This window comes from Streptococcus sp. UMB1203, assembly GCF_030217725.1.
Taxonomy (GTDB): domain Bacteria; phylum Bacillota; class Bacilli; order Lactobacillales; family Streptococcaceae; genus Streptococcus.
This window is the reverse complement of sequence record NZ_JASOOK010000009.1, coordinates 1-23,282: the sequence shown is the minus strand read 5'-3', so window position 1 is coordinate 23,282 and position 23,282 is coordinate 1. Positions and strand designations below refer to the sequence as shown.

21 protein-coding genes are annotated in these 23,282 nt (G+C 39.3%); 7 read left to right on the top strand and 14 right to left on the bottom strand.

Going from position 1 to position 23,282, the window contains the following annotated elements:
• Window positions 1-75: 75 nt before the first annotated feature.
• Complete coding sequence (locus tag QP439_RS03645) at window positions 76-1,683, bottom strand: glycoside hydrolase family 13 protein (protein ID WP_285387652.1); 1,608 nt, start codon at window positions 1,681-1,683, stop codon at window positions 76-78.
• A 152-nt stretch (window positions 1,684-1,835) separates the two neighbouring features.
• Here QP439_RS03645 and QP439_RS03640 point away from each other — a divergent pair, with 152 nt between their 5' ends.
• Both QP439_RS03640 and QP439_RS03635 read left to right on the top strand, forming a co-directional pair.
• Window positions 1,836-3,320: a DUF1846 domain-containing protein gene (locus QP439_RS03640; protein ID WP_084953409.1), complete on the top strand. Its 1,485-nt coding sequence runs from the start codon at window positions 1,836-1,838 to the stop codon at window positions 3,318-3,320.
• Window positions 3,321-3,414: 94 nt separating this feature from the next.
• Window positions 3,415-3,897, top strand: coding sequence for an S-ribosylhomocysteine lyase (locus tag QP439_RS03635; RefSeq protein WP_000032547.1), 483 nt, complete (start codon window positions 3,415-3,417; stop codon window positions 3,895-3,897).
• Window positions 3,898-3,957: 60 nt separating this feature from the next.
• On the opposite strand, the gene QP439_RS03630 is transcribed toward QP439_RS03635, so the two are convergent.
• From QP439_RS03630 to rsmH, 5 genes are all read right to left on the bottom strand, one after another.
• Entirely contained in the window at window positions 3,958-6,063 is a 2,106-nt protein-coding gene (locus QP439_RS03630) for an ATP-dependent Clp protease ATP-binding subunit (protein ID WP_285387651.1), read from the bottom strand.
• 334 nt (window positions 6,064-6,397) lie between these two features.
• Window positions 6,398-7,378, bottom strand: a complete 981-nt coding sequence (gene mraY / locus QP439_RS03625; RefSeq protein WP_000470817.1) for a phospho-N-acetylmuramoyl-pentapeptide-transferase — start codon at window positions 7,376-7,378, stop codon at window positions 6,398-6,400.
• A 1-nt stretch (window position 7,379) separates the two neighbouring features.
• Window positions 7,380-9,632, bottom strand: a complete 2,253-nt coding sequence (gene pbp2x / locus QP439_RS03620; protein ID WP_285387649.1) for a penicillin-binding protein PBP2X — start codon at window positions 9,630-9,632, stop codon at window positions 7,380-7,382.
• 3 nt (window positions 9,633-9,635) lie between these two features.
• On the bottom strand, window positions 9,636-9,953 hold the full coding sequence (ftsL, locus tag QP439_RS03615; RefSeq protein WP_020902171.1) for a cell division protein FtsL: 318 nt from the start codon (window positions 9,951-9,953) through the stop codon (window positions 9,636-9,638).
• A gap of 9 nt (window positions 9,954-9,962) precedes the next feature.
• Window positions 9,963-10,913 (bottom strand): 16S rRNA (cytosine(1402)-N(4))-methyltransferase RsmH, encoded by a 951-nt coding sequence (gene rsmH / locus QP439_RS03610; protein WP_285387648.1) that lies wholly within the window; start codon window positions 10,911-10,913, stop codon window positions 9,963-9,965.
• A gap of 166 nt (window positions 10,914-11,079) precedes the next feature.
• Here rsmH and QP439_RS03605 point away from each other — a divergent pair, with 166 nt between their 5' ends.
• From QP439_RS03605 to QP439_RS03585, 5 genes are read left to right on the top strand one after another with little or no spacing between them, the layout of a single operon-like run.
• A complete protein-coding gene (locus tag QP439_RS03605; RefSeq protein WP_001082472.1) occupies window positions 11,080-11,274 on the top strand; it encodes a helix-turn-helix transcriptional regulator in 195 nt (64 codons plus the stop codon).
• A gap of 15 nt (window positions 11,275-11,289) precedes the next feature.
• Window positions 11,290-11,832, top strand: a complete 543-nt coding sequence (locus QP439_RS03600) for a DUF3278 domain-containing protein (protein WP_285387647.1) — start codon at window positions 11,290-11,292, stop codon at window positions 11,830-11,832.
• Between the two features lie 10 nt (window positions 11,833-11,842).
• Window positions 11,843-12,178 carry a hypothetical protein gene (locus QP439_RS03595; RefSeq protein WP_004256384.1) on the top strand — a complete coding sequence of 112 codons (336 nt, stop codon included), beginning with the start codon at window positions 11,843-11,845 and terminating at the stop codon, window positions 12,176-12,178.
• A 26-nt stretch (window positions 12,179-12,204) separates the two neighbouring features.
• Window positions 12,205-12,783: a DUF3278 domain-containing protein gene (locus QP439_RS03590; RefSeq protein WP_020902168.1), complete on the top strand. Its 579-nt coding sequence runs from the start codon at window positions 12,205-12,207 to the stop codon at window positions 12,781-12,783.
• Window positions 12,780-13,256, top strand: coding sequence for a glutathione peroxidase (locus QP439_RS03585; protein WP_254754082.1), 477 nt, complete (start codon window positions 12,780-12,782; stop codon window positions 13,254-13,256). The genes QP439_RS03590 and QP439_RS03585 overlap by 4 nt, the downstream gene beginning before the upstream one ends.
• Before the next feature lie 142 nt (window positions 13,257-13,398).
• Here the strand turns inward: QP439_RS03585 and QP439_RS03580 are convergent, their stop codons facing one another.
• From QP439_RS03580 to QP439_RS03545, 8 genes are all read right to left on the bottom strand, one after another.
• Window positions 13,399-13,692, bottom strand: a complete 294-nt coding sequence (locus tag QP439_RS03580) for a DUF5960 family protein (protein WP_285387645.1) — start codon at window positions 13,690-13,692, stop codon at window positions 13,399-13,401.
• Entirely contained in the window at window positions 13,685-14,047 is a 363-nt protein-coding gene (locus QP439_RS03575; RefSeq protein WP_254754080.1) for a hypothetical protein, read from the bottom strand. Before QP439_RS03575 ends, QP439_RS03580 begins: the two co-directional genes overlap by 8 nt.
• Complete coding sequence (locus QP439_RS03570) at window positions 14,044-15,459, bottom strand: Y-family DNA polymerase (RefSeq protein ID WP_285387643.1); 1,416 nt, start codon at window positions 15,457-15,459, stop codon at window positions 14,044-14,046. Before QP439_RS03570 ends, QP439_RS03575 begins: the two co-directional genes overlap by 4 nt.
• A 3-nt stretch (window positions 15,460-15,462) precedes the next feature.
• Window positions 15,463-16,149 (bottom strand): XRE family transcriptional regulator, encoded by a 687-nt coding sequence (locus QP439_RS03565; protein WP_285387641.1) that lies wholly within the window; start codon window positions 16,147-16,149, stop codon window positions 15,463-15,465.
• A gap of 370 nt (window positions 16,150-16,519) precedes the next feature.
• On the bottom strand, window positions 16,520-17,992 hold the full coding sequence (locus QP439_RS03560; protein WP_254754077.1) for a peptide MFS transporter: 1,473 nt from the start codon (window positions 17,990-17,992) through the stop codon (window positions 16,520-16,522).
• A 590-nt stretch (window positions 17,993-18,582) separates the two neighbouring features.
• Complete coding sequence (locus QP439_RS03555) at window positions 18,583-20,796, bottom strand: glycoside hydrolase family 31 protein (protein ID WP_254754076.1); 2,214 nt, start codon at window positions 20,794-20,796, stop codon at window positions 18,583-18,585.
• Window positions 20,793-21,437 carry a DUF624 domain-containing protein gene (locus tag QP439_RS03550; protein ID WP_254754075.1) on the bottom strand — a complete coding sequence of 215 codons (645 nt, stop codon included), beginning with the start codon at window positions 21,435-21,437 and terminating at the stop codon, window positions 20,793-20,795. Before QP439_RS03550 ends, QP439_RS03555 begins: the two co-directional genes overlap by 4 nt.
• A 204-nt stretch (window positions 21,438-21,641) precedes the next feature.
• Window positions 21,642-23,207 (bottom strand): type 2 periplasmic-binding domain-containing protein, encoded by a 1,566-nt coding sequence (locus tag QP439_RS03545; RefSeq protein ID WP_049521062.1) that lies wholly within the window; start codon window positions 23,205-23,207, stop codon window positions 21,642-21,644.
• Between the last annotated feature and the right edge of the window lie 75 nt (window positions 23,208-23,282).

Genomic DNA, 23,282 nt, shown 5'->3' with positions numbered 1-23,282 from the left:
AAGGATTTCTGACTTTCATACAGTCCTCCCTTGTTTTTATACGATTTCAATTTTAAATTTTTCTGTAAAAAATGTCTATAGTAATTCCACACAGAAAGCATCCCATGGAGCCAAGATTTGTTTTTCAAAAACTTCTTGAGCCACGGTGTTTTCAATCAAGACAGATTTGACTGTTCCTTCTACTGTCATGTCTTGCTCTTCATTGGACAAGTTGGCCACAACTAGGAAGCGACGGTCGCCATCTTTACGGATATAGGCAAAGACCTTGTCAGCTGTTTCCAATAGTTCAAAGTCAGCTCGAATCAGCCAGCTATTCTCCTTACGGATTTGAACCAGTTTCTGATAAGTATAGAAAATAGATTCTGGATTTGCCAGCGCTTCTTGAACATTGATTGCTTGATAGTTTGGATTCACTGCCAACCAAGGTTGACCTGTTGAGAAACCAGCGTTTTTGCTCTCGTCCCATTGCATAGGGGTACGGGCATTGTCACGACCAATGACACGGATACTGTCCATGATTTCTTCCATCGGAACGCCTTTTTCAAGAGCCTCACGCGCATAGTTGAGGGATTCAATATCTTCTACTTGTTCCAGCGTTTCAAACGGATAATTTGTCATCCCAATTTCCTCACCTTGGTAGATATAAGGAGTCCCTCTCATGAGATGAAGCAATATTGCAAAGGCTTTGGCAGATTTTTCGCGGTATACTTGATCATTTCCCCAGATTGAGACAATACGAGGGAGGTCATGATTGTTCCAGAAGAGCGAATTCCAGCCATCCTTAACTCCTAACTCTGTCTGCCATTTGTTAAAAATTTCTTTTAACTTAGCGATATTCAGCTCTTTTTGATAATGCCATTTAGGCTGACCTTCCTGATACTGAAGACCGATATGTTCAAAATGGAAGACCATAGACAATTCTTGCCCCTTTGGATCCGAGTAGAGCTTGGCAATCTCTGGCGTTGCTCCCCATGTTTCCCCTACTGTCAAGAGATCCTGATCTCCAAAGGTCGCCTGATTCATCTCCTTGAGATAAGGGTGGAGCATAGGACCATTATTGACTACTTTCTCATCAGGAATTTTCCCAATCATGTCGATAACATCCATACGGAAACCGCCAATGCCTTTATCAATCCAGAAGTTCATCATCTCATAAATTTTCTGGCGAAGTTTTTCATTTTCCCAGTTGAGATCAGGCTGTTTCTTACTGAAAAAGTGGAGATAGTATTGACCTGACTTTTCATCGTATTCCCAAGCAGAACCACTAAAGATAGAATCCAAATCATTGGGTTCATCCCGCCAAATATAGTAGTCACGTTCAGGGCTGTTAGGATTTTCACAGGCCTCGACAAACCAAGCATGTTCATCTGAGGTATGATTGACCACCAAGTCCATGATGATACGAATATCACGTTTCTTAGCTTCTGCGATCAGTTGGTCCATATCCTCCATGGTCCCGAAAATAGCCGCAATCGCTTGATAATCAGCAATATCATAGCCATTATCATCCATAGGACTGTCATAAACTGGAGAAAGCCAAATCGCTGTAATTCCTAACTTGGCTAGATAGTCTAACTTACTGGTAATTCCTGGCAAATCGCCAATTCCATCTCCGTTGCTATCCATAAAGCTCTTAGGATAAACTTGATAGACTACGGCATTGTGCCACCATTTTTCTTGCATCTTCTTACCTCATTATTTTAATAATCTACAGTCTATGATAGCGCTTTTCAGATTTTTATGCAAGCGTTTGCCTAATCTTTTTGATTCCTTTTTTAACTCCATAGTTTCCTAACTTCCATTTTTTTATTATAATAGAGGTCAGAGGTAAAAAAATGAAAAAACAAGCTTTTAGTTCTGAACAATATTTGAATCTACAGCGCGACCACATTTTGGAGCGTATTAACCAATTTGACGGCAAACTCTACTTGGAGTTTGGTGGCAAAATGTTAGAAGATTTCCACGCCGCTCGTGTCCTTCCTGGTTATGAGCCTGACAACAAAATCAAGCTCTTACAAGAATTGAAAGAGCAGGTTGAGGTTGTGATTGCTATTAATGCTAGCAATATCGAGCATTCCAAAGCACGTGGTGACTTGGGTATTTCTTATGACCAAGAAGTTCTTCGTTTGATTGACAAATTCAATGAATTAGGAATTTTTGTTGGCTCCGTTGTCATCACACAGTACGCTGGTCAACCAGCTGCAGATGCCTTCCGCAACCAACTTGAGAAAAACGGAATTGATTCTTATCTTCACTATCCAATCAAAGGATATCCGACGGATATGGATCACATCATTTCTCCAGAAGGTATGGGGAAAAATGACTACATCAAAACCAGTCGCAACTTGATCGTCGTAACCGCTCCTGGACCTGGTTCTGGAAAATTGGCAACTTGCATGTCCAACATGTACCACGACCAAATCAATGGCATCAAGTCTGGCTACGCTAAATTTGAAACCTTCCCAGTTTGGAATCTCCCCCTTCATCATCCTGTCAACTTGGCCTACGAGGCTGCCACAGCTGACCTTGATGATGTCAACATGATTGACCCCTTCCACCTCCAAACCTACGGAGAAACCACTGTCAACTACAACCGTGATATTGAAATTTTCCCAGTTCTCAAACGCATGTTAGAACGTATCCTTGGAGAATCTCCATACGCTTCTCCTACAGACATGGGTGTCAACATGGTTGGTTTCGCTATTACTGATGACGATGCTGCTGTCGAAGCTTCTAAACAAGAAATCATCCGCCGTTACTATCAAACTGTTCTTGATTTTAAAGCCGAAAAAGTTGGCGAAGCTGCTGTCAAGAAAATCGAGTTGCTTATGAATGACCTTGGTATCACACCAGCAGACCGTAAGGTTGCTGTTGTTGCACGTCAAAAAGCAGAAGAAACTGGTGGACCAGCCCTAGCCCTTGAATTGCCAAATGGGGAAATCGTCACAGGTAAGAACTCAGAACTCTTTGGCCCTACAGCCGCTGCTCTTATCAACGCCATCAAGAAATCAGCTGACATTGCTAAAGAAGTAAAACTAATCGAACCTGAAGTTGTTAAGCCAATCCAAGGTCTTAAAATCGATCATCTGGGTAGCCGCAATCCACGCCTTCATTCAAATGAAATCCTGATTGCACTTGCTATCACAGCTACAGAAAATCCTGATGCTGCTCGTGCTATGGAAGAACTTGGCAACCTCAAAGGAAGCGAAGCCCACTCAACCATCATCTTAACCGATGAAGACAAGAATGTCCTTCGCAAATTGGGTATCAATGTAACCTTTGACCCTTACTACCAATACGACCGCTTGTATCGCAAGTAAAGATTTCAACCTCTCCACCTTCGGAGAGGTTTTCTCTCTGTCTCAGGAGCCGGCTTTATGTTATAATGAAAGAAGAAAACTGAAAGGATTTACCATGTCAAAAGAAGTTATTGTTGAAAGTTTTGAACTTGACCACACCATTGTCAAAGCACCCTATGTTCGCTTGATTGGGGAAGAAACAGGGCCAAAGGGAGACATCATCTCCAATTACGATATTCGTTTAGTGCAACCCAATGAAGACTCTATCCCTACTGCTGGCCTTCACACTATCGAGCACCTCTTGGCAAAACTCATCCGTACCCGCATTGACGGCATGATTGACTGTTCACCATTTGGGTGCCGTACAGGCTTCCACATGATTATGTGGGGACGTCATACTAGCGCTGAGATTGCAGCAGTTATCAAGGATTCGCTGAAAGAAATCGCTGAAACTACCACTTGGGAAGATGTCCCTGGAACAACCATCGAATCTTGCGGAAACTACAAGGATCACAGCCTCTTTTCTGCTAAAGAATGGGCAAAGCTCATCTTGGAACAAGGGATTTCAGATGATGCCTTTGAACGCCATGTCATCTAAACACAAAAAAGGAACCAGTTTTTCAGCTGGCTCCTTCTTTTTTATGCTCAAAATTCTGTCTTAGGCTTTTTCACGAATGACCAAAACACCATCTTCCATATCAGCTTCTAGGTGTTTAGCATCAAGGTTATCCAAGTGGAAATCTGTGACTTTGTCACGGATTTGTTGTTCAACCACACGACGGAGTGGACGAACACCCATGACTTCATCGTAGCCTTCCTCAGTCATGTATTCTTTAGCAGCTTCGCTCACTGCCAAGTCAATGTCTTTCTTAGAAAGCGTCTTGTTAACTTCAACCAACATAAGGTCTACAATCTTAGAAAGATCTTCTTTGCTCAAGTGTGAGAATTCGATGACAGCATTGAAACGGTTAAGGAATTCTGGACGGAAGTAAGGTTTCAAACGATCCATCAATTCTGGTTTGTCCGCATCTTCTGTCAAGTTGGCTTCATAGCCAAATCCAGCATTTGAGGTCGCAATAATGACAGTGTTCTTGAAGTTTACTGTATTTCCTTGACCATCTGTCAAACGACCATCATCCAAAACTTGAAGGAGAAGGGTGATGACTTGAGGGTCAGCCTTTTCAATTTCGTCGAGAAGGACGATTGAGTATGGATTGCGACGGACGCGTTCTGTCAAGGTATTGTTGTTGTCATCGTAACCAACATAACCTGCAGTTGTACCAATCAATTTAGATACGGCTGTGCGGTCGCTGTATTCTGACATGTCCAAACGGATGATAGCATCTTTCGTTCCGAACATATCTAGAGCCAATTGTTTAGCCAACTCAGTCTTACCAACACCAGTAGGACCTACAAAGAGGAAGCTACCGATTGGACGGTTACCTTCATCAAAACCAGCACGGTTACGACGGATAGCTTTTGCTACTGCTTCAACGGCCTTATCTTGACCAATAACTTTCGTCTGCAAACGATGACCCATATCTTTCAAACGTTCGATGTCCGTAGCCCCCATTTGAGATACTGGAATACCGGTCATTCGTTCTACAGATTCAGCCACATCGTTGACACTTGCAGTCACTTTCATATCTTCTGTATGGTTTTCGATTTTCTTTTCCAATTCTGCAATGCGTGTTTTATAGTTTAGAGCTGCTTCAAAATCTTCTGCCTCAACTGCTTTTTCTTGCTTGTCTTTTTCTGCCTCAATTTCACGTTCAACAGCATGAACATCTGTTACTGGATGCTGAGCTGCCAAGTGAGCTGCCGTTACATCGACAAGGTCGATAGCCTTATCTGGCAAGCTACGTTGAGGAATATACTGAACAGAATAATCAACGGCAGCTTTTAAGACTTCATCTGGCAAAATAACATTGTGGTGTTGTTGATAGAGATCACGAATTCCTTGAAGGATTTTAAAAGTATCCTCTGCTGAAGGAGCATTAACCTTCACTTCGTTGAAACGACGAGCAAGGGCTGCATTTTTCAAGATAGTATTACGGTATTCATCTTGAGTAGTTGCGCCAATCACTGTCAATTCTCCACGTGAAAGAGCTGATTTCAAGATATCAGCAAGACCTTTAGACCCTTGACCATCACCTGTGCTACCAGCCCCAAGAATTTGGTGAATTTCGTCGAAGAAAAGGATAATATTTCCAGCTTCTTTGACTTCGTTTACCAAGTTTTGAATGTTTTCTTCAAAGCTACCACGGTATTGAGTACCAGCTTCAAGTCCAGAAATATCAATAGAAATGATCTCTTTGTTCTTGATTGCTGCAGGAACGTCGCCGTTCACGATAGCTTGGGCCAATCCTTCTACTACTGCAGTTTTACCAACACCAGCATCACCGACGAGAACTGGATTATTCTTTGTGCGACGAGAAAGAATTTCAGAAGTTTCTTGGATTTCTTTATTACGTCCAATAACCGGATCTAACTTACCTTCACGTGCTTCTGCAGTCAAGTTTCGACCTAGTTTTGCAAGGACACCGTCTTGTTTCATACCTGAAGACTGTTGTTTCATTTGTCCATCAGCTTCTGCATTTCCTGGCAATTGACCAGTTGCACGATAGTGAGCGAACTCTTCAGGCGTTACTTCACGGCCGTTAATCAAGTAACGACGGTTTTCTGAACTATATCCACGCATACCACCCATCAATTGGTTAAATAAATCATCCATGTTGTTAAAATTATTAAAGTTGTTGTTCATATTCTTTACCTCTTTTTGTTATTTATTATTACTGATATTGACTATCTTTGACTTTTTCTTTAAAAAATTTAGACTAGCTAAATCGCTACTCTACGTACTATTTCTGGTTTTTCTTTTTCAAGCAGGAGTAGACTATCTTTACTTCTAAAGATTTCTAGATTAAACATAGACCCCACCTCTTTCTATTTTACTTTAAATAAGTGTTCTAGTAAGGCTTTCATTTACCTTACGTTCATAATATACTACATTGGTCAAAAAAGGTCAAGGAATTTGACTTTAATTGACCAATATTTTTTAAAAAGCAAAAACACCCTGAAACATCAGGGTGCCATTCTTACATCAAATACAAAATTGCTAGGGTCAGGAGACTTGCTAGAAGCCCCACTCCCCAAAAGAAGAAGTCAACCTTCCACTCGCTCCAAGGATTTCCTTTACCAGACAATCCTCCAAGTTCAAAATGGTGATGCACAGGCGTCATACGGAAAATACGTTTTCCACCAGTCATTTTGAAATAGCCGACTTGCATCATGACCGAAGTTGTTTCAAAGACATAAATAATTCCGATAATCAAGAGAGTCCATTCTTGGTGGAGAGCCATTGAAATAGCTGCCAGCATTCCACCGAGAGCCAAACTTCCCACATCTCCCATAAAGACCTTAGCAGGCTTATGGTTAAAGACAAAGAAACCAAGCAAACCACCAATCATGGCAAGAATCACTAGAAGGATATCCATCTGACCTTGCACATAGGCAATAACTCCATAGGCAGACAAACTAATCACAACGGAAATGCTAGCTAAACCGTCAATACCGTCTGTCAAGTTTACTGCGTTTGAAAAACCGACTAGCCAGAAAAGAGCGAAGACAATATAGAAAATCCCTAGATGCACTTGGTAGCCAAAGACAGAAAGCATATCGCCACCACGCTCATAGAAAAGGTAGAAAATGACACCACCTAGAAGCTGAAGAGCCAATTTCTGTTTGGGATTAAGGCCCTCATTGATTTTACGGAAGACCTTGAGGAAGTCATCTAAAAATCCGATTAAACCATAGAGAACCAAGATAAATAAAATCATACCAACATTATTGCTGAGTTGATTACTAAATAGGGCGAAAAAGAAAGCAACTAAAACAGAAGCAATTAAGAAAACCAAACCTCCCATTGTAGGAGTCCCAGCTTTTGCCTGGTGCTGTTTGACATCCTCATGCATCTGCTGGCCTGTAATTTGCGCCTTTCTATAAAATTGGATAAAGGCCGGAATTCCTACTAAAGTTAGTAAAAATGTCACAATTCCAGCACTGATAGAAATAAACATATTAGTCTCCTAAAGTTAATTTAATTTTTTTAATGTTTTTGATAGCTGTATTAGTCCGAACATCCTGCTTCTGAACGACGGAACCTGAACCTTCAAATTCCAGCTCGATATCCAACCATTTAGCAAAGGCCTCAGCAGTCTCTTTTTTCCAGCCATACATGTCTGGAATTTCTTCTACCTTATCCGATAAAAGGATAACTTGTTGGTTTGGTGCAAGATTGGTCCCTTCTTCTACAGATGATTCTTTAATCTTTGTTCCAGTACCTACAACGATTGGTTGCACAATATTTCGGCGTAAGGCTTCCGCCAAATCACCAGGTGAAATATCCTTGATGCTAGGCATTGCATAAGAAGACTCTGTCGTCACTTGATCTAAATTCTTAGCAGGAGATTGAAGATTGAGAGATTCTTTCATAGCTGAAGCTCTTTCAAGAATTGGGTTGGCAAATTCTCCCAACTGGATACCTGAATAATGTTCAGGCTGTTGAACCGTTACATACAAGATAAAATCAGGATTTTCAGCAGGGTTCATAGCCACAACCGAGAAAATGTAGTTGGTAGAACCAACCAAGTAGCCTCCATTTTTCTCGTCAGCGATTTGGGCTGTACCAGACTTGAGGGCTACATTTTGACCTGGAACATTGACAGTTGCTTTTCCTGTACTATGATTGTACATAGTTCCATATCTAGGATCTGTTCCTACCAAGACCATGTGAGTACGAGTTTGGCTAGCTGCATCTTTCGAAACGGGATTTCCTACAATTTCTTTTTGAGATTTACGAACGGTTTGATCATTTGGATCATACAAGGCCGTAATAAATTTAGGCTCTAGCATGACGCCATCATTGGCAATGGCTGTAAAGGCACGAATCATTTGCGTCTGAGTTACTGAAATCCCTTGTCCAAATGAACTCTGAGCAATATTAACAATATTGTCCGCTGGAAGTTGGCCTGCATATTCATCTGTCAAACCAAAACGAGTTGGAACTCCAAATTTAAAGCGGTTTAGATAATCCAACCACGTAGCATCACCCATTTTCTGCTCAAGAAGTGTCATCCCAATATTACTTGAGTGAGCAAACCCTTGAGAAAATGTCATCATACCACCGCCGGTTAAACCTTCATTAACGTCCCAATCTCGAATCGTCGCATCCGCTATTTTTAATTCACTGCTATTGAAGTATTCTCCACCTGGGAAAGTGTTATTATCAATAGATGCTGCTAGCGTCATGACCTTCATGGTTGATCCTGGTTCGTAGTTACTTTGATAAAGAATATCACGCCAAACAAAGTCCTCAGTGATTCCTTCTTTAGTATCTGCATTAAAGGTAGGTCGTTGAGTGGTAGCAAGGATTTCACCGGTCTTTGCACTGACCAAGGTCGCGGTCATATACTTACCTTTTACTTTTTGTAGAAAGGCATCCATCTGAGTTTCCATGAAAGATTGGAGCGGGCTAGACAATGTTGTATAAACATCCTTGCCATCTACAGTTTGTTGCGATACCTGTTCTGTACCGGGTACAATATTTCCTACTCGATCTTTTTCATAGGTAATAATACCGTCTGTCCCAGCAAGAATGGTATTTAAAGAACTCTCCAAACCAGAAGTTCCTAACAAACTCTTACTGCCATCCTCATTTTCATGGAGTTGGGCTAAGCCAATAAAACTAGAAGCAAATTGTCCATTTGGATAGCTTCTGTTAGGGCTAGTTGTGAAGTCAATCCCTTCTACACTAGCATCTTTCAAGTCTTTTTTAATAGCCATCATATTGGCATAGGTAATCCCATTTCCTTTTGCTCCAAAGGAAACTTGGGTCAGATTTGGTTGAGCTAGTTGCTCTTTCACATAAGCTTCATCCATATCCAAATACTTATGGAAGACTTCAGCTACCTTATTAAACTGCGAATCCTCTACATAAAGAATTTTTCCAGTTGCTGACTTGTATTTTTTATCAATAACAGCATAGACGTTATAAGAGGTCGCATCTTCAGCGATTGGCACTCCATTTCGGTCATAGATAGTCCCACGTTTGGCAGGAACTGTTCGGGTTGTTTGGTGAACCTTTTTAGCCTCTTTAACCAAGTCAGTACCAAATATATTACCTTTTGCTATAATATACGCAAAATTAGCCAAAAAGATAGCGAAAAGTACGACAGCTAACAAACTGATGTACTTGCCGACTATTCTACGGTTTTCTGCTGGAGATTTACGATTTTTTAGCGCAAATCGGGTTATTTTTTCTGTCCATTTCATATCTTACTCCGCTGTTCGGATATTTTCGTTATTCAATTTCAAATCTTTTTTATCTGCAATCTCTTTCAAGCGCTCTGAACGAATCAATTCATTCACTTCCTGCTTGGCATCGTCCAGCTCTGTTTTCTTTTCCTCTATCTGCGCATTGATTTTTGTCAAATCACTTTGCACTTGCAAAAGTCGTGTTTGCATAAAGATAATGCTCACTGCTAAGACGAGAGCCGTAAAAGCGATGGAAAGATAAAAAGCCTTCTCCACACGGGAGAATTTTTTGATACGACTCTGCAAGAATTGACTGGTTGTTTCTTTTTTATCTACCATTTTTTCCTCTTACTTGTGAATTTTTCTGGCCACGCGCAACTTAGCTGAATGCGAGCGGTTATTGGCTTCTAACTCTTCCACACTTGGCAAGATTGGCTTACGGGATACCAATTCCATCTTGGGCTTGAGATCATCTGGGATGAAAGGCAAACCTTTAGGAACTTCCACTGTTGAAGCTTCCTTGAACAATTGCTTGGTCAAGCGGTCTTCCAAGGAATGAAAGGTAATCACTGAAATTCTACCATCTAGAGCCAACATGTCCATAGCCTGCTGGATAGATTCATCTGCCGCTCCCAGTTCATCATTAACTTCAATTCGAATAGCCTGGAAAATCTGCTTGGCAGGATGCCCCTTCTTCTTGAGTTCCTTAGCAGGTTTGGCCGACTTGATAATCTCTGCCAACTCAGTCGTTGTCTCGATTGGCTTGACTGCACGTACTTGTTCAATCTTACGCGCAATCTGTTTAGAGAATTTGTCCTCGCCATACTTGAAGAAAATACGAACCAAGTCATGATAGTCATAGTGGTTCACCACTTCATAGGCTGTCAGACTAGATTCCTGATTCATGCGCATGTCCAGTGGCGCATCCTTTTTATAAGAAAAACCACGCTCCCGCTGGTCCAATTGAGGACTAGACACTCCCAAGTCATAACAAATTCCATCAATTTCCTGAACACCAGCTTCGCGCAAACGTGCCTGTAAATGACGGAAATTATCCTTGATAAAGGTTACCATCCCTTTTTCGATATAGGGTGCCAAGCGTTTTTGCGCATTATCAATGGCATTCTGGTCTTGGTCAAAGGCATAGAGATGGCCTTTTTCACTTAATTTACTTAATAAATATTCGCTATGGCCCGCTCCACCCAAAGTCGCATCAACGTAGATACCGTCAGGCTTTACGTCTAGCATATCAACCGTTTCGTGGAGTAAGACCGTTACATGATGAAATTCTTTTGTCATATCTTATCTATTTTACCACAAATCCGACTAGCTTGCACTAGTCAGACAAATAGGTCAAAAACAAGTAAGATTTCTTTAAGAAATATGTCAAATATGCTTGACATTCGCTCTATAGAAGAATATAATATAGTCAAATATATACGACACAAATCAGAAAGGAGAACATATGAATCGTGTGAAAGAATTTCGCAAGGAACTGGGCATTTCCCAGCTCGAACTCGCCAAGGATATCGGTGTCTCGAGACAAACCATCAATATGATTGAAAACGACAAGTACAACCCAACCCTGGAACTTTGTCTCAATCTCGCCCGCAGCCTCCAAACTGACCTCAACAGTCTCTTTTGGGAGGAAGATTTTTAAAAAAGGAGCCAACTTATGAAAAAAGAAACCTTCACTGAAAAACTCATCAAACGCACATACGGCATTTCTGGTCCCCTTGACGAATACAAACGACGCGAGGCAGACCGTATAGGTAACCAAGTCTTTATCTTCCTCTTTTATCTGATGATTTTCGGCAATCTTATTCCGCTCATTCTGGCCTATAAATATCCTCAACTAGTAGCTCTAGTCTATCCTCCTCTGATTTTAGTGATTGCCCTCATCTCTGCTGGCTATGTCACCTACCAAATGAAAAAAACAGGGATTACAGCTATTGATCCAGATATGCTGAGCGAGAAAGAAAGTAAGCAACTATACTACCCAGGTCTTAAAGCAGGTTTGTTCTTTGGTCTATGGATGTTTTTTATAACTCCTCTTCTCAGTATACTCATAGGTGAAGGTCAGGACTATTTTCATTCTCTCCTCACTATAAGAAATGGTGTATCAAGCATTCTCGGTTCTATCTTCTTCGGAGCGAGTATACAGTTCCTCATCTCCCGTCGCATTGAAAAAGCTAAGAAAGATCAAGATGAGGATTAGGAGGTGCCCTATGAAATCACTAGTAACTTTACTTACCTATCATCTTTTGTTTGCTTCTCTACTCACCTTCATCATCGTTTCAGGGAACTTGCCAATCTACGATATAGTCCTCCTTCCAGTCTTTGTTCCAGCACTCAACAAAGGATTGACTTATCTAAAGATAGATTCCCAAAAAACGCGCATACTCAACCTAGCACTATGCTTTATGATTCTATCCTTTCTATCCTTACCACAGCTGACGCTCATTTCAAGCAATTGGAAATATTATATACTGCTAACTATCGCCATCCTTTCTTCTATTACTTATCTTTATTATCTCTATCAATTCGTAAAAGAAACAAAATAACATCGTTCATTTAGGAGAAATCACCCATGAAAAAAGAAGACTTAACAACTCGCTTACTTCGAAATTTCTTTCATATCCAAGGGCCTTTTGATGAATGCCGTCAAGAGGTTATCTACAAGGCTTGCGCCCGTTCCATGATCCAAATCTTTTACTCTTCCTTCATTCTCTTCCTATTCTATATTTTGTTCGGAAGCTTTATAGAAATTGTTCGAAATGTTATGCCCTACATCTATTTTGGACTCATTTTGTTCATGAGTATAAAAGCTCAAAAAGCCGTCCAAGAGCTTCATCTTGAAAAGGATGACAAATCAGAAATCATTCTCAAAACCTACAGCAAAGCCCAAATCAAATTCCGAAGCTGGATTGTGTTTATCGGTATTCAGATTGGCCTCTTTACCTTACTCATCTTTCATAAAGTCTTCGTTCAGCAGATGCCCCTTTCAGATTTTGTGAAGTTGCTCATGCAATTCGATAAAAGTGGTCCTTTCCTGATGTATGGCCTCATTATCGGTAGCATTTTTGGAACCCTGACCTACGGATTTCTATCCCTACAGGAGGAGAAAACTCCTAAAAATACCAAACAGAAGGAGAAAAGCAAGCAATGACTTCACTATACGATTTTTCAGTATTGAGCCAAGATAACCAAACGATTTCCCTAGATGCCTATCGTGGGAAAGTTCTCTTGATTGTCAATACTGCTACTGGATGTGGTTTAACGCCCCAGTACCAAGGACTTCAAGAACTCTATGATCGCTATCAAGAACAAGGTTTTGAGATTTTAGACTTCCCTTGCAACCAGTTTATGGGACAAGCACCAGGCAGCGCAGAGGAAATCAACGCCTTCTGTAGCCTACATTATCAAACCAGCTTCCCACGTTTTGCCAAGATTAAGGTCAACGGTAAGGAAGCAGATCCCCTCTATGTTTGGTTGAAAGACCAGAAATCTGGCCCACTAGGAAAACGAATCGAATGGAATTTCGCTAAGTTTCTCATCGGTCGTGATGGGCAGGTCTTTGAACGCTTCTCTTCAAAAACAGACCCTAAACAAATTGAAGAGACCATACAAAATCTACTATAATTCACAATCTCACTATGATTAGGTCTCCTTCAGCCTAATGAATAGTGAGATTTTTTGATTGGCTTTGACTTAAAAAGAAAAACACCCCATGATATGAAACATGAAGTGTTATAAAAATGATACATTCATAGCAGACAAGGCACTACTGACTGCTATTCTTGACTCCTGAATATGTATAGGTCCTATTTCTAGGACACTCTTTTTCCGTTACTACCCTAAAATAAAAGCGATGCTCCCGCCCATCCTTAGTATTTTCCTTGTTTAAGACAAAGTAGTTCTTCTGATTCATCGCCATAGTTCGTAGGATGTCATCAATCAAGAAAGTCAAGGGCACATTCATGGCAGAATATTTTTGGAAATCCTCTTCGAAACGAATATAGTTATCTGAAAAATAATCCATCTGTAGTTTGTTTTCATACAGCTCTTTTCTAGTCATACACTCCCTCCTCCCACAGCCGAATTTCTAGGATATCTGCAACCTCTATCAACCTATATCCCTCGTTTGTCCTAATAGATAGAGTCTGATGTGATAATTCTCTCACCTCACCGATGATCGTGGTTTTCTGATTCTTTTCCTTGACCACAAAACTTCCCTTCAGTTGGCCAACATAAAGCTGAGAAAGCAAGTGTAGCTTCTCAACTGGGTCCAAATCTATCGAAAAATCAACACGATTTTTTTCTTCACTAAGCGAACTGGTGTGTTCTGAAAGATAAAAGCCCATCCACTTCTGCATCCCTGGATCTTGATAATCTCGCGCGGATTGAAAGGGTAAATAAGAACGATCAATCATTGTAATCCATCTAATCCTCCAGCAGAATGTCCCCCAATCAGCTTGCTTCTGGCAAGACTCCTAGAGGCTTCTTCCAGTGCATTGGCTTTTAAGAGTGAAGTGAAACCAAATTGTTCCCGAATAGAGTCAATAGCCGTCTGGAGCCTTTCCTCTTTTTCTAACTTGTCAACATCATCAAAGAGAGAAATCAAACCAAAGGACTCGTCTACAAAGCCTGAATAGTTGACTCCAACACTTCTGACTGCTCCTGAAGTGTATTTGTTATGAAATAACTTCAAAACATAATCCGTTAAGACAGCTGTATTATTGGTCGGTTCGATCTTTATTTGTGTGTGAATAGACGACCTGACCTCCTGTTTAGAGAAACCAAGATAGATAGAAACAAGAGTTGTTTTCTTACCCGCCCTTCTTAGTCTAATAGCTACCTGCTCAGCCATTTCCCGGAGAATAATTTCAATATCTCGTAGCTTCACGTAATCTTTCGGCAAAATTTGAGAATTCCCCAAGCCCTTGGATTTGGCTTTATAGGGCTTATGAACATTACTTTCATCAATCCCGTTAGCATGAAACCACAAACGAAGACCAGCCTGACCCAGAGCTTTCTTTAGCTGGTCTGGATTGCTTGTGGCCAATTCCTTGATGGAAAAAATCCCCAGAGCATGCAAACGTTTCTCCATCCGCCTGCCAATTCCCCAAAAGTCGGTCATCTTGGGAATGAACCAGACCTTCTCTTCCACATCCTGGTAAGACCAGTTGGCACTCATGGTCGGAGTGTGCTTGGCTTCATTATCCAGAGCCAGCTTGGCCAGTAAGGGATTGGAATTGGACATGCCCACTGTAGAGTAGATCCCTGTCTGCCTCCAAATATCCCTCTGAATACGAGCAGAAAGCATATCCAGCTTGTCTTTGCGAGAGAGACTCTTATCTGGGATAAAATAGTTGAGCGAACTAGTTAGGTCAATAAAGCCCTCATCGATAGAGTAAGGATAAATATCATCTGGACTGCCATAATTCTGAAAGATTCGCTGGATTTCCATATTGACTGCAATGTACTCGTTCATTCGAGGAGGGACAATCAAGGTAACTTGAGCCCAATCTTCGATGTAGCGAACATAGTCTGAATCAGTAGGCAACCCCTGCTTTCTAGCATTATAGTAGGAAAATTTGCGGGTCTTGATATCAAAGGGCAGATCATAGGCCCGACCAACATTTGACTTGCCAAAAATCTTCTTAAAGAGGGGAGAGGAGGCTAGGATAAGGCCAGTTGAATTATCCGCGCGACTCATGACACAAAGCGAGGTTTTCAGCGGATGTAAGCCCCTTTTCACGCACTCAACACTGGCATAAAAGGATTTCATATCGACAAAGGCAATATCACTTTTGGGCTCTCTGGAATAATCAAAGTAGCCCATTGACTAGCCCTCCATCGGTACAAAGTTCCCAACGATAATGCCAACAATCCGAGGATCTTCCTCATAGGAGATGAAAATATCCTTGTATTTAGGATTGATAGAGACCAGACGCAATCCATTCTCCTCTCGATAGACCCGTTTGATATAAGTCTGGTTGTTGCAAACCACTGCATAAACCGCCCCGTCATAGTCAAATCCTGTCTCTCGAATCAGTGCCACTGAACCATTTTGATATTTAGGTTCCATAGAGTCCCCAGACACCCAGGACGCAAAATCATGAGCCAACTCCTCATTAAAGTAAACCGTATCAAAATTCTGATCATCGTAGACCGAAGCCCCAATTCCCGCAGACATGCGTTCGTAGACACGGTACTCGTAGAGACGCTCTGGCATAGATGTCACTTTCTGAGCCTGTTCCTCTTGAACCAGGTTGCGAGCATAGAGAACAACCTTCTCCTTCCCTTGCTTGGAGAGGCTATGGTAGAGACGGACAATCTCGATCTGAGTAAAATATCCTTTTGGTACTTTTAAAATATTCTCTAGCTGGAACACCTTCTCCTTGGACGGTTCCTTGACTCCACGTTCCCAAGCCGAGTAAGCCTGAAAACTAATCCCAAGTTGCTCTGCAATTTCCTTCTGTGTCAGTTTTAACTCTTTCCTCCGAGCCTTTAATTTTTCTGGCTGATACATACTTCACCTCCTATTATGATACTTTAATGGACATTATCTCCCTTAGAAAGACTAATCGATGCTTGAATCCAGATTTTTAAAACTCAACCAATATGGTTTAGTTTTATTATATAAAAAAAGTAGACAAATGTCCACTAGGAAAAGCAGAAACATCGTGAGTTTTATACTCAATGAAAATCAAAGAGCAAACTAGGAAACTAGCCGCAAGCTGTACTTGAGTACGGCAAGGCGACGTTGACGCGGTTTGAAGAGATTCTCGAAGAGTATTAATCAAACTAAAAGGACTTAGCCCTGTACCATACAGAACTAAATCCCATGAATAAATAATTGATCTAACTTTTAAAATTCCTACAGAAATTCCAGTTTTTCTCTATTTGATACCAGACATTAGTTTTTCAATACGTGGAACGTAGAAGAGTAAGATAATACCGAATACAATCGTAATTCCTCCAACAATTCCATAGTAAGCCACTTCAGTTTCGCTTGTATAAAATTTTACAATTTGAGCATTGATAGCTTGGGCAGCTGCATTACTCAAGAACCAGATAGACATCATTTGTGCTTGGAAGGATTTTGGTGCTAGCTTAGTAGTGACTGATAGACCAATAGGCGAAATCAGCATTTCCCCTACAATCACAATAGCCCAACTCATAATCAACCAGAGAGGACTGACCTTAACATCTGTCCCAAAGAGCATCCCTGGTAACATCATCCACAAGAAGGATAAACCTGCAGCAAATAAACCGTAAGCAAATTTCTTAGCAGAGGATGGTTGCTTTTTACCCATTTTCCCCCACAACCACGCAAAAATCGGCACATAAATCATGATGAAAAGTGGATTGATACTTTGGAAAAAACTAGATGGGAACTGAATCTGATTTCCAAATGCATTAAAGTAAAGTCGAGTCTGATCATCCGCAAATAGAGCAAGAACAACAGAACCCTGCTCCTCAATAGACCAGAAAAGTACTCCGGCGATAAATAGAGGAATGTAGGCAAATACTCGGGATCTCTCAGTAGCAGTTATTTTCTGACTAGATAAAATTTTGAAGAAATAGTAGATTGGAATGATTACCGCAATCACTGTAAAGATATTAACAATCATATCCACGTTAAATTGGTGAGTAAAGACTAAACCTAGAACCACCAGAATAACCATGACAAGTGTAATCAGCAAGCGTTTAATCAAGGTCTGCTGCTCCTTCTGTGAAAGTGGATCAGTGGGGTAAAGACTTGATTCAGGCAGGTATTTCTTCCCATCTAAAACATATTTCACCAGACCAAAGAACATCCCAATGGCAGCTAATGAGAAACCTAGATGGAAATTGACTTCCTGACCTAGATAACCCACTAGATAAGGGGCAACGAAGGCACCTAAGTTAATACCAAAGACAAAGATACTAAATCCTGCATCCCGTCTATCATCCTCTTTCTCATAAATTCCCCCAACCATATCTGAGATATTGGGTTTTAAAAATCCAGTACCAAAGATAATCAAGGCAATAGAAAGATAGAGAGCCACTTGTCCAAAAGGTGTTGCCAAAGCAATATGCCCTAGCATAATCAGAATCCCACCGTAAAAGACGGTCTTACGGCTTCCTAAAATACGGTCACTGACAAAACCACCGACAACCGAAGACAAAAATACCAGCGAGCCATAAATCGCCATAACCGATGCAGCTGTGGTCTTATCCATTCCCAATCCACCATCTTGCACACTATAGTACATATAGTAAAGTAGGATAGCTCGCATCCCATAGTAAGAAAAGCGTTCCCACATTTCTGTAAAGAAGAGGGTGGACAAGCCCATAGGATGTCCAAAAAATGTTTTCTGTTTTTCCATATATATTCTCCTTTGAAACATAATAAATCATTTTACAGAATTTTCAAACGAATGTCAAACAAATTATGTTTTTTTAGAAAATTTTCTGAAAAATCTATTTAGATAAGTTCCTACTTTATCCTCAATTAAAAAATATCAGATAGAGATCTAATTACTGATTTAGCAAATTAGTGGCATGCTTATCTATAAAATTATATTATCTAACATCAGTGTTCCATTTTTGAATACATTCAAAAGCAAAAAGGGCTAAGTATGAACTCTTGATTTTTATCAAAAAGAAAAGGCGCTAGGACTGAGGAAACAGTTCTAACACCAAAACTAAAAAAATTTCAATTGCAGCATAGCACAGGAAGTGTTTTTTTGCGCTTTTTTACTGTCTTTTTCAAATAAAAGGAAAGGACGAAATGTGTCCTTTCTCAAGCTTAGCTTTTCTTCACCCCACTACAGTTGACAAAGAGCCACTTATCCTCTCCAGTAAACAAAAAACATCCCTATGCCAAACTTGTAATTACTAAAATACAAGTCAATAAGCATAGAGATGTAAAACTGTTACACATTAAATAATAGAAATTGTGTACGAAATGTCTCAATTAGTTTTCGCTAGTAAATATCATTTCCAACAAACGCCCTCTCAATTCCTTATCCTGATGATGCAAGATATTCATTAACTCATGAGAGTTTTTCGCATTGATGGATTGATTTAACAATCTATCTTTTAATTCATATGGAAGAGAAGCCGTCTTTAGTAGTCTAAAAACTTCATCATTTAGATATGGCATTTTATTTTCTTTGCATTCAAATCTAGCTGTATCATTCTTATTTGGCAATTCAATGATAGACACATTCGTTCCTTTAAAATGAATTCTATGCCTTCTATTGCTTGGAACGATACTAGAATCTCCTTGCAATGCTAACTCTACCATTCCCATTTCCCAATCAATTGATAATCTTGTTTTATATCTTTGACCATTTTGGTCTTCAATCATTTCAAAAGAATGTTGTTTGCCTGGGAATACATACCAATCTACAACTTCAGGTAAATCAACACCCATATCTATCTCAGAACCAACCAAGGGAATGATTGCACCACTTTTTGCAAACACAGGTATCGTCGAAATGTCTCTATAAACACTCAACTTCACACCACCTGTATATTTTTTCTCTGAAAAGAAGTCATACCATTCACCTTCAGGGAACCATACATCTACTTTTGCAGATTGGAATGCCAAATCCATCTTTTCTACAACGGGAGCCACCATCAGTTCTGTTCCAAAAAAGTATTGGTTTGGAACATTATAGCTCTCATCATTCTCTGGGTAGAAATAGTACATTGGGCTGATTAATGGGGCGCCTTCCTCATGTGTCTTTACATTCATGGTGTATAGATATGGAATCATCTGATGTCTCAAACGAAGGTAATTCTTCATAATCTTAGATGTTGTTTCTGAAAAAAACCAAGGTTCTTTACTATTGAAAGGACTTCTAGAACTATGTAATCGAGTAATCGGACTAAAAACACCAAACTGTAGCCATCTAGTTTGTAGCTCTTCGTCATAATCCCCCAACATGTGTCCACCGATATCATGACTCCACCAACTATAACCGATATTAGATGCTGTCGCTGTAAAATAAGGTTGAAATCTTAAGGAATTCCAACTAATAATAGTGTCCCCTGAAAAACCAACAGGGTAGCGGTGACTACCAGGACCTGCATATCTTGATAAAATCAAGCCACCTTCTGAATGTTTACAACTATCCTGATAGTGATAATGGTTTAAAAGCCATAGTGGATCCAACATGCCTTGTGTCCCTTGTTGCCAGTCAATCCACCAAAAATCTACTCCTTGCTTTTCTAGCTCATAATGAACATCTTTAAAGTAGGCTTCCCTAAAGGATGGATTGAAAAAATCAAAAATGGCTGGTTCTTCTAGTTCTACATTTAATCCCAATCGTTTGGCGACTCGAGGATAAGCTTCCTCATAAGCCCGTATACCATCAGCAGGGTGGACATTTAAGGAGAGTTTTAACTTTCTATCATGAAGTTGTTGCAATAACTGTTCTGGATTTGGTATTAAGTTTCTATTCCAACTATAGCCTGTCCAACCACTTCCAAAACGAGTTGGAATGTCAGTTATATGCCAATCCATATCTAAAACACCGATAGATAATGGAATTTTCTCTGTTTTAAATCTGTCTATTAAATTCAAGTATTCATCCGACGTATAAGGCCAATACCTACTCCACCAATTGCCTAAAGCATATCTTGGCAACAAGGGTGTTGAACCAGTCAAATGGTAAAAGTCTCTGATTGCTCCTCTATAATCATGCCCATAGGCAAAGAAATAGAGGTCAATTTGATTTTCTCTCTCAATATAACCAGATTGTTCATCCCAAATAAATCCTTGAGAATCATCCAGTAAGGCAATGCCATTTCGACTAATAATTCCATCTTCTAATGGGATTGCGCCGTCTGCCTTATCAAGAGTCCGAGCTGTTCCTTTTAACGTTTCAATAGATTCACCAAAATACCAGCGACTACCATATACGGCAAAATTTCCTTTTAATTCTATAAATAAATTTTCGGCGTTAAATTCTCCTTTATTAAAGTGCAAATGAAAATAGTCCGTCATAATATCTAGTACGTTTGATGTCTCGATATAATCTAACGAAACTTGGCCAAAATCTCTATTATAGATAAGTTGTGTCGTTCTATCCTCAAAACTTCCAGTTTGAGAGTATTCTAACCTTACTAACTTGTCTGTTAATACAGAGATTCGATAAAACTCTCCCTTAAAAATTTTCAATTTGTTTCCCTCCTCTTATTAAATCTCTTTACTTTATCAAACATTTTATTCGTTACCATTACATTCATCAATCCACAAAAAGCAAATCCTCCAAATGTAAATACGTAAATAGCTGTTAAAACTCGTTCTGGACTACTAAAACTCATATACAGTACAGAAATATTAAATAAAACCAAAATGATAGCTTGCATTGGATTTAAAATACAAATTAATACGCTATTTACAATACTATTTTTTAGATTATCTTTAAATAGACCAATATAGGGAAAAACAACACTCATAAAAAGTATTATAACAAATAAAAAGGGCAACACTAACAATAAACTATACTCTGAAAATAAACTTGAATAGCCCCAAAGACAATAGTTCACATATAAAAGTAATTCTATTAGGAGGATAAACAACCAAATAAAAGTTGATTGTTTAAAATTTTGTCTAAAGATCCGAAAATAATGATAAGTAATATCGGTATCTTTACCTTTTAAAATACGATACCACATTGTCGTAAGAGAAGTTAGTGATGCCCCAATTGTAACTATTGGAATACAACTAACAATAAATAGAGTATTTAAAATAATTAAATCTGTCAAAAAAGTTAAAATTCTAACCACTTTTCCATCTAATGAAAATAATTTTTGCATAATATATTCCCCATGAAATCAATCGTCTTAACTCTATATTTTAGAATGTCAGTTGCACAAAAATATTACCTAAATTATTTAAAAAACATTTCCAAATTTCTTTAAAAATTAGAATAAAGGAAGCGAGATAATTTGATGTTATCAGTCTCGCTTCCTGTAATTAGCTAGTCCCTTGTTTATACAACCAAGAGTTCATATAAAGTATTACTCTTTTACTTCTTTTTGGTAACGATTATATGCTTCCTGTTGAATCTTCATAAATTCGTCCAATCCCATATTCTTAAGAGTTTCTTTGTATGAGTCCCATTCTTTTTCTATGCCACCTTCAACTACCCATTTAGATGCTTGTTGTTTGACATAAGATTCAATACTCACATAGATTGATGATAATTTGTTAAGCTCTTCTTGTGAATAAATCACATTAGGGTAAGCTGGCAACGCAAATTGTTTCAAATCTTGGTCCATCTTCAATTTCAATCCATCACCTTGTGTTTGATCGATTTCTACGCGACTATTGATATCATCGCTTACGTATTTAGGTCCAAAATCTCGAAGTGAATTAATCCATGCATACTCATCGGCTGATTTACCATCTTTAGGAGGTAACACTTTAAACTTATCACCATTCTTTTCAGTAGCTATTCCAAATGATCCATAGAAATTCTGAATACTTGCTTCATCTGTATATAATTTATCCAACCATTTCAATAATTTAGCAGGGTTTTTGCTCTTATTTGTAATCAAAATTTCATTTCGACCATAGTTGTAATGATCTGGATCAGAAAAGACATATTGTTTACCATCCATACCTTTTAAAGCAGGTAGAGCAATATATTCACTTGAATGTAAGCCAAACGTTGCATCTGCTGTCCAACCACTAGAAACACCTACTCTAGATACTCCCTTATCCATACGTTTTGCTACACTCATAGAGGTATCTTCTGTAAAGATTTCCGGATCAATCAAACCTTTTTTATAAGATTCGTGCATTGCTGCAATCCCTTGTTTATAACTTTCTTCTGTACGAAGGTAGACTGGTTTTCCATCTTTTACAGACATTTCATATGTATTATCTGCCCCTAAACGATTATTGAACGGAAGAATATATGAGAATGTTGGATCAAAGTTTCCTGCTCCGAATGGAATTTCATCAGAAGCGTCTCCATTTCCGTTCGCATCTTTATCCTTAAATTCTTGTAGTACTTTTACTAAATCATCATAAGTTTCTGGAACCTTTAATCCTAAATTATCCAGCCACTTTTTATTAATAAATAGCTGATTAGCTACAGTAGGACGCATCGGTAATTTTTTAGGTAGACTGTAGATATGACCATCTGGTGAAGTAATCATAGCTTTAATCTTAGGTTCTTTCTCCATAGCCTTAGTTAAATTTGGCATGTTTTCTTTGATTAAATCTTCCAATGGAATAAATAAAGATTGGTTCTGAGCAATTTCTGAATCTGTAAAAGCATTTGAACCTAAAAATGCATCTGGTAAATCTCCACTAGCAACCAAAACAGATTTCTTATCTGCCCAATCTGCGGCTACAAGTGTATCCCATTTAACATCGATACCTGATTCCTTGGCAGAATCTGTTAGAAAACCTTTGTGATAATCTTCTCCCCAGTCAGACCAACGAACAGTTGTGATTTTATAAGAATCTTCTCCAGACTTATCGTCCTTATTCGCATTATTGGAATTTGCACAGGCTGTTAAGCCAGCAAGTGTAACGGTTCCTAAGAACAAATATGTAAATGATTTATTTTTCATGTTTTTCTCCTATTCCTTCAACGCGCCAATCATTACGCCTTGATTAAAATATTTTTGAACAAAGGGATATAGCAA

Coding starts and splice junctions, on each gene's coding strand:
- QP439_RS03645 (WP_285387652.1), bottom strand. CDS start 1,683: ATGCAAGAAAAATGGTGGCACAATGCCGTAGTCTATCAAGTTTATCCT.
- QP439_RS03640 (WP_084953409.1), top strand. CDS start 1,836: ATGAAAAAACAAGCTTTTAGTTCTGAACAATATTTGAATCTACAGCGC.
- QP439_RS03635 (WP_000032547.1), top strand. CDS start 3,415: ATGTCAAAAGAAGTTATTGTTGAAAGTTTTGAACTTGACCACACCATT.
- QP439_RS03630 (WP_285387651.1), bottom strand. CDS start 6,063: ATGAACAACAACTTTAATAATTTTAACAACATGGATGATTTATTTAAC.
- mraY (WP_000470817.1), bottom strand. CDS start 7,378: ATGTTTATTTCTATCAGTGCTGGAATTGTGACATTTTTACTAACTTTA.
- pbp2x (WP_285387649.1), bottom strand. CDS start 9,632: ATGAAATGGACAGAAAAAATAACCCGATTTGCGCTAAAAAATCGTAAA.
- ftsL (WP_020902171.1), bottom strand. CDS start 9,953: ATGGTAGATAAAAAAGAAACAACCAGTCAATTCTTGCAGAGTCGTATC.
- rsmH (WP_285387648.1), bottom strand. CDS start 10,913: ATGACAAAAGAATTTCATCATGTAACGGTCTTACTCCACGAAACGGTT.
- QP439_RS03605 (WP_001082472.1), top strand. CDS start 11,080: ATGAATCGTGTGAAAGAATTTCGCAAGGAACTGGGCATTTCCCAGCTC.
- QP439_RS03600 (WP_285387647.1), top strand. CDS start 11,290: ATGAAAAAAGAAACCTTCACTGAAAAACTCATCAAACGCACATACGGC.
- QP439_RS03595 (WP_004256384.1), top strand. CDS start 11,843: ATGAAATCACTAGTAACTTTACTTACCTATCATCTTTTGTTTGCTTCT.
- QP439_RS03590 (WP_020902168.1), top strand. CDS start 12,205: ATGAAAAAAGAAGACTTAACAACTCGCTTACTTCGAAATTTCTTTCAT.
- QP439_RS03585 (WP_254754082.1), top strand. CDS start 12,780: ATGACTTCACTATACGATTTTTCAGTATTGAGCCAAGATAACCAAACG.
- QP439_RS03580 (WP_285387645.1), bottom strand. CDS start 13,692: ATGACTAGAAAAGAGCTGTATGAAAACAAACTACAGATGGATTATTTT.
- QP439_RS03575 (WP_254754080.1), bottom strand. CDS start 14,047: ATGATTGATCGTTCTTATTTACCCTTTCAATCCGCGCGAGATTATCAA.
- QP439_RS03570 (WP_285387643.1), bottom strand. CDS start 15,459: ATGGGCTACTTTGATTATTCCAGAGAGCCCAAAAGTGATATTGCCTTT.
- QP439_RS03565 (WP_285387641.1), bottom strand. CDS start 16,149: ATGTATCAGCCAGAAAAATTAAAGGCTCGGAGGAAAGAGTTAAAACTG.
- QP439_RS03560 (WP_254754077.1), bottom strand. CDS start 17,992: ATGGAAAAACAGAAAACATTTTTTGGACATCCTATGGGCTTGTCCACC.
- QP439_RS03550 (WP_254754075.1), bottom strand. CDS start 21,437: ATGCAAAAATTATTTTCATTAGATGGAAAAGTGGTTAGAATTTTAACT.
- QP439_RS03545 (WP_049521062.1), bottom strand. CDS start 23,207: ATGAAAAATAAATCATTTACATATTTGTTCTTAGGAACCGTTACACTT.